Genomic DNA, 6628 nt, shown 5'->3' on the forward strand with positions numbered 1-6628 from the left:
CGTCTTTCGAGGGTATGCCGCAGGCCGCCTCGCTGCTGGCCGGAAAGGGGCATCCTGCCGAAGCCAGCGCCTTCCTGGCCGACTACGTCCAGGCCACGCCCTGGGACGCTGTCGCCAAGGTGCAGCTCGCCCAGATGCGTATCAAGGCCGGCCAGCAGGTCGAGGAGTCCCAGAAGGCCCTGGCCGCGGCCGCCGCCGCCGGCGACCAGCCCTACGCCACCCGCATCTCCGCCGCCCTGGCCTGCGCCCAAGCCAAGTGTCCAGCCGGAAGTCCCGGTAGCGGGGAACTGGCGCTGCTGGCCCGCGGCACTCCCGTCACTCCGGTAGAAGCGCAGCAGCCCTTCTACTTCCAGGCGCGCGAGGAGGCCGCCGAGGCCCCGGCCCTCAACAAAGATAGGGAGACGCGCATCAAGCTGCTGCGCGAGGCGCTGGCCCTGCGTCCCACCGGCGACGAGGCCCGGCCGCTGCTGCTGCACACCGCGGTCGAAGCCGGCCGCTACGGCCTGGCCCTGGGCGTCGCGCAGCCGGTCATGGCGGGCGGCGCCTTCGCGGCTTACCGCGAGGCCGCCGAGCCCGCTTATCAGGCGCCGGAGGAAGAAGAGGCGCAGCCGGAGGAAGAGAGCGACCAGAGCGCGGAGGCCGAGGCTTCCGGGGAATCTGAGGCCGAGGCGCCGGCGGCGGAAGCCGTCCCCCAGCCGCAGGAATATCTCTCTGGGCGCGAACGCTTCCTGGTGGGCGGGCAGTTCAGCGCAGCGCAGCAAGCCGCCATGGCCGCCGACCTGGCCCGCGCCTACGACAGGCTCGACCAGCTCGCGCCGGCGCAGCAGCAGTACCGCTCCGCCATCCGGCTGCAGCCGGACGCGGCCGCGCGCGCCGCCCTGCGCAAGGCGCTGGCTTCCGTGGACCTGCGCCTGGCCCGGGTGAAGCGGAACCAGTCGCGCGCTCCCGTGATCCACGACGCCCTGGAGCAGGACCGCGTGGTGCGCCCGCGGCTGGTAGCGCAAGCGAGGCCCGCGCCTCCGCCCCCACGCAAGAAACCATCGGCCCCGGCGCGGTCAGGAGGTGCGCTGTGAAGAGACTCTGGGCACTTACGCTGACGAGTGCCGTCATCCTCGGCCTCGGCGCCGTCGCCTTCTTCCAGTCGCGCGCCCAGGCCACCCGACCCATGGCCGAGCTCGTTCCTGCCGGGCCGCTGCTCTATCTCCAGGCCAACGACTTCTCCTCCCTGGTGAAGGACTGGAACGCCTCTGCCACCAAGCAGGCGTGGCTCAAGAGCGACAACTACCAGGTCTTCTCCCGCTCGCGCCTCCTGCTCCGTCTGGAGCAGGCGCAGAAGGAGTTCGCCGGCGCCGCCGGCGTCCCGCCCGACATGGCCCTGGTCGACCAGGTGGCGGGCGGCCAGTCCGCGCTCGCCCTCTACGACATCGGCAAGCTCGAGTTCCTCTATCTCACCCGCATGCCCTCGGCGCGCGCCATGCAAAGCCAGCTCTGGCAGAAGCGCGGCGACTTCCAGCCGCGCAGCGTGGCCGGCGTCGCCTATTACGTGCGCACCGACCCGCAGTCCGGCCGCGTGGTCTGCTTCGGCGTGGCCGGCGACTACCTGCTCCTGGCCACCCGCGAGGACCTGATCGCGGGCGCCATCCAGCTCATCAACGGCCAGCAGGGACGCACCGTGGCCTCCGAGGGCTGGTTCGACCAGGCCGCGCGCGCCGCCAGCTCCCCCGGCGACCTGCGCCTGGTGCTCAACATGCCGGTGCTGGTCAAGACTCCGCACTTCCGCACCTACTGGATCCAACAGAACATCACCGAGCTGAAGCAGTACAGCGCCGCCCTCACCGACCTGCGGCGCTCCGCCGGCGAGTACCGCGAGGAGCGCGTGCTGCTGCGCGCGCAGACGCCCGCCACCGACGACGCCGCCGTCAAGCAGAACGAGGCCGGAGTCGCCGAAGTCCTGCGCCTCGCTCCCGACGATGCCGGCTTCTACCTGGCCTCCGCCAATCCCAGCTCTGCCCAGGCCCTCGCGCTCATCCAGCAGAAGATCCTGGCGCCGCAGTCGGGCGCCGCCCCGCCCTCCAAGGAAGCGCCGGCACCGGTCAGCGTGGGCAGCGGCGAGACGGGCAATGCCGCCGACCTCGAGACCCGCATCGATCAGCCACCCGTCGCCGCCGCGGCCGCGGGTAAGCTGGGCACCGGCCCCCTGCAGAAGCTGCTCGACGCCGCCGGCTTGCGCGCCGTCCTGCAGGTGGAATCCACCCGCAAACTCCCCGACGGCGTCTTTGTGAACTCACAGTCGGCCGTCGTCCTGCTGGCTGCCTCCGATTGGGATGCCGCCGCCGTGCGCGACTCGCTCAGCTTCGCGGTCGAGGGCCTGTGGACCACCTCGCGCCTGGGCGTGACCTGGAGCGCGAGCGGCCAGGGCGCCAACGCCTCCTACCAGATGGACGGCCTGATGCATCTCTCCCTGGCCACGCGCGGCAAGCTGCTCATCCTGGCGGATTCACCCGAGTCGCTGGCCCCGGTGCTGGCCCGCCTCTCGCAGCCGCCGTCCGCGGAAGGCGCCAGCTACGCCGCCGGCTTCCGCCACTCCCGCGAGGCGGAGAACTTCGCGCGCATGACCCGGCTCATCGACCAGCCGCAGGCGGCCCAGGCTGCGGGCGATCAATCCGGAGAGCACGAGCCCATGTTCTTCTCCGAGAACATGGCCAGCCTGAGCCGCGCTCTGGGCTCGCTCCAGTCCGAGCAGATCGTAGTGCACGACCGCGGCGCGACCGTCACCCAGATCGTGGTCTATCGCCTGGTGCCATGAAGAGGCTGGGGTGGATGATCGCGGTGGTGGCGCTGGCCGCGCCCCTGCGGCCGGCCCAGCCCGCGGCTCCCGCCTCGCCCGACGCCCTCTTCGGCCAGGCCGCCGCCCGCATCCTGGCCCGCGATTTCTCTACGCCGGATGTCTCCTATCTCCTGCTCGACGCCCGCAGCGGCGGCTTGCTGGCCGCGCGCTGGGAGTCGCCCGCGCAGCCTGTACCCGTCGGATCTCTCATCAAGCCTTTCACCGCGCTGGCTTATGGAGCCGCCCACCACTACGACTTTCCCGTCTACCGCTGCGACGGGCGCGTCTGCTGGCTGCCCCGCGGTCACGGCCGCCTCGGCATCCAGGAGGCAGTGGCCCACTCCTGCAACAGCTACTTCGCGCAACTGGCCGCCCAGCTTCATCCCCGCGACGTGGACGCGGTGCTGGCGCGCTTCGGCCTGGACGGCCCCGCCGAGCGGGTTCCGCCCGCGGCGCTGATCGGAGAAGGGAACTACTGGCGCGCGTCGCCGCTGGCCCTGACGCGAGCCTACGTCGAGCTGGCCCGCCGCCGCGGCGAGGAAGGCGTGCGCGAGGTGGTGGCGGGCATGGCCCTCTCCGCCCGCCTGGGCACGGGCGAAGGCGTGGACCGCGCCCTGGGCGGCGAGGCCGCGCTCTCGAAGACGGGCACCGCGCCCTGCGTGCACAACCTCCGCGCTCCCGGCGACGGCTACGCCCTGGTGCTGTACCCTGCGGAGTCGCCGCGGCTGGCGCTGCTGGTGCGCCTGCACGGCCAGCCCGGCTCGCACGCCGCCGTCACCGCGGGCAAGATGCTTCGCGACCTCGAGCGAGGCCGCCCATGAGCCGGCGCCCGATCATCGCCGCCGCCTTGCTCGCCCTGGCGGGGGCGCCGCACCTCGCCGCCCAGGACAGCGTCCGCATCGGCGTCCTCGGCTTGTTTCACCCCCGCGAGTTCACCGTACGCCCCGCCGGCGATGTTCTGCGGGTGGAATGTGGCGCCCATCGCTGGACGCTGGAGGGAACGCAGAGCGTCCGCCTGCGCCTGCGCCCATCGGCGATCGAGTGCGTCGCGGGGCAGGGAAGACGTACCGCCGCCTCGGTGCGAGTGCGCGCGCGCAGCGGCGAAGCCGACTTCCTCCTCGCCGTCCCCGGAAGGATCGAGCGCCGCTATCGTGGCGTGCTGGAGATCGCGCCGCGCCCGCACGAACTGGAGGCGGTGGTGGTCATGGACCGCGAAGTGGCCGTCGCCTCCGCCGTCGCCGCTGAGAGTCCTCCGGGCGCGCCCCTGGAGGCTCTGAAGGCCCAGGCCGTGGTCACGCGCTCCTACTACGCCGCCACCCGCGGCCGCCATCCCCGCTTCGACTTCTGCGATACCACCCACTGCCAGTTCCTGCGCCAGCCGCCCCAGCAGGGCTCCCTCGCCTGGCTGGCGGCCCAGTCCACCCGCGGCTGGGTGCTGGCCTACCAGGGCGCGACTTTGCCCGCCCTCTACTCCGCCAGTTGCGGCGGACGCACCCACACCCTGGCGGAGCTCGGACTGCGCGCCGACGGATATCCTTACTTCGCGGTGGATTGTCCCTACTGCCAGAAGCGCTCGCCCGTCTGGGAGAGCCGGCTCGATCCCGCTGAGGGTGAGCCCCTGCTGGGAGCCAGATCGGAGCGCGCGCGGCTCGCCGTGGGCCGCGAACTGGGATGGTCCGCCGTCCCCGGCGCCGACTACCAGGCGCGCCGGGAGGGCGGGGAAGTGGTGGTGCGCGGCCGCGGCGCCGGACACGGCCTCGGCCTCTGCCAGGCGGGCGCCGCCGACCTAGCCGCCCACGGCTCTTCCTTCCGCCAGATCCTCGAGCACTACTTCCCCAACACCACCCTGGCCAACCTGGACGACCACGGCCTGGCCGCGGGAAGGTGACCGGCTAGCGCCGCAGCCGCGGCCACCAGCGCGGTACTCGCCGGCAATACTCCTCGTACTCCGCCCCGAAGCGCCGCCGCAGGTCCGGCTCCTCGTAGCCGCGCACGAAGAACCTCAGGAACACCACGAATCCCGCGAACCCGAACCACAGCCCCACCGATCCCAGGCAGAGCGCCAGGCCGATCAGGATCGCTCCCACTCCCCACATCATGGGATTGCGCACGTAGCCGTACGGTCCGCTGCTCACCAGCCGCTGCGTCTTGGCTACGAAGGGGTGGGGCGAGCCTTTGCCTAGGTGAAGGAAGAGCCAGAAGCACCACAGGACCAGCATGCTCCCCAAAACCAGCAGCACGCCGCCGAGGAGCTGTTGTTGCGGGCCGTGCCAGGCCATGCGCCGGTCCAGCCATAGCCATCCCCAGATCGCCAGGATGACCGCTGCCGGCAGCCAGATCGCGCGCAGCAGCTGACCCATGGCACCGCCTCCCGCATCTCGCCCGCACCCGCCCCCACGGGCGAGAGCGTCGCTGAGGCTATTGTAGTGGCCGGCTCTACGGGGCAGCCGCCCTTCCGCCGCGAGTCGAAACCGTGTTACCTTCTCCGCCAATGCCGCAAGGGGAACCAGCCAAGGGTGCTTCGGACGTCGAGCGCTACCAGGCCTTGCTCGAGGTCTCCGACGCCCTCATCCTGCACCGCGACCTGCCCGGGCTCTTCCACGACCTGGCCCTGCGGCTGCCGCGCGTGGTGCCCTGCGACTTTCTCCTCTTCGTGATGCACGATCCGGAGCGCGACCTCATGCGCCTGAACCTGCTGGCGGCGCGCAATCCCGCGCTGCCCGCGCCCCTGCCCATGGCCATGCCCGCCAGCGAAGGTCCCACTGGCTGGGCTTTCGAGCACCAGGAGCCGCTGGTCATCCCCGACGTGGAGCGGGAGACCCGCTTTCCCAAGGTCATGGCCTTCCTGCGCGAGCGCCGCATCAAGTCCTGCTGCTCGCTGCCACTCACCACCGCCCAGCGCCGACTGGGCGGGCTCACGTTCGCCAGCCTCCGGGAGAACGCCTTCGGCGACGCCGACCTGGAATTCCTGCGCCGCGTCACCGAGCAGGTGGCGGTGGCGGTCGAAGGTGTGCTCAACCTGCAGGCGGCGCACAGCGCCCGCGACGCCCTCGCCCGCGAGCGCGACCGCCTGCGCCTGCTGCTGGAGATCAGCAACGTCCTGGTCTCTAACCGCGAGGTGAGGGAACTCTTCCCGGCCATCTCCGCTTCGCTGGGACGCGTGGTCGCCCACGACTACTCCAGCCTCGCCCTCTACGATCCCGAGCGCCGCCAGCTCCGCCTCCACGCCCTGGATTTCCCCAGCGGCAGGGGCCTGGTCCACGAGGAGTTCTACTTCCCGGTGGAAGGCTCGCCCACCGGACAGTGCTTCTCCACCGGCCAGCCGCTCCTGGTGGACCACCTGGAGCTGGCCGAGTTTCCCTCCGAGATCACGCGCCGCATGCTGGCCGAAGGCGTGAAGTCCGCCTGCTGGCTCCCGCTTACCACCCGCAACGCCACTCTGGGCACGCTCAGCGTGGCCAGCCTGCGCGCGTCCGCCTTCCGCGCCGAGGACGTGGAACTGCTCAGCCAGGTGGCCGCCCAGGTGGCCATCGCCATCGAGAACGCTCTCGCCTTCCGCCAGATCGCCGAATTGAAGGACAAGCTCGCGGAAGAAAAGCTCTACCTCGATGACGAGATCCGCAGCGAGTACAACTTCGAGGAGATCGTGGGCCAGAGCCCGGCGCTGAAGAACATCCTCAAGCAGGTGGAGACGGTGGCGCCCACGGACGCCGCCGTGCTCATCCTGGGCGACACCGGCACCGGCAAGGAGCTGGTGGCTCGCGCCATCCACGAATTGAGCGCGCGCCGCGAGCGCACCTT

At 71.4% G+C, this 6628-nt stretch carries 6 protein-coding genes; 5 read left to right on the forward strand and 1 reads right to left on the reverse strand.

Annotated elements, in window-relative coordinates; genetic code table 11:
- The 4 genes from VEG08_00745 to VEG08_00760 all read left to right on the forward strand — a co-directional run.
- A partial coding sequence (locus VEG08_00745) for a hypothetical protein (protein ID HXZ26505.1) occupies positions 1-1073 on the forward strand: 1073 nt, incomplete at its 5' end.
- Positions 1070-2806, forward strand: coding sequence for a hypothetical protein (locus VEG08_00750; protein ID HXZ26506.1), 1737 nt, complete (start codon positions 1070-1072; stop codon positions 2804-2806). The genes VEG08_00745 and VEG08_00750, both read left to right, overlap by 4 nt.
- On the forward strand, positions 2803-3648 hold the full coding sequence (locus tag VEG08_00755) for a hypothetical protein (protein HXZ26507.1): 846 nt from the start codon (positions 2803-2805) through the stop codon (positions 3646-3648). The genes VEG08_00750 and VEG08_00755 overlap by 4 nt, the downstream gene beginning before the upstream one ends.
- Positions 3645-4715 (forward strand): SpoIID/LytB domain-containing protein, encoded by a 1071-nt coding sequence (locus VEG08_00760; protein HXZ26508.1) that lies wholly within the window; start codon positions 3645-3647, stop codon positions 4713-4715. Before VEG08_00755 ends, VEG08_00760 begins: the two co-directional genes overlap by 4 nt.
- Positions 4716-4719: 4 nt before the next feature.
- On the opposite strand, the gene VEG08_00765 is transcribed toward VEG08_00760, so the two are convergent.
- Positions 4720-5187, reverse strand: a complete 468-nt coding sequence (locus tag VEG08_00765) for an isoprenylcysteine carboxylmethyltransferase family protein (protein HXZ26509.1) — start codon at positions 5185-5187, stop codon at positions 4720-4722.
- A 131-nt stretch (positions 5188-5318) separates the two neighbouring features.
- On the opposite strand from VEG08_00765, the gene VEG08_00770 reads away from it, so the two are divergent.
- The coding region (locus tag VEG08_00770) for a GAF domain-containing protein (protein HXZ26510.1) at positions 5319-6628 on the forward strand (1310 nt) is incomplete at its 3' end.

This window comes from Terriglobales bacterium, from assembly GCA_035624475.1.
Lineage (GTDB): Bacteria > Acidobacteriota > Terriglobia > Terriglobales > Acidobacteriaceae > DASPRL01.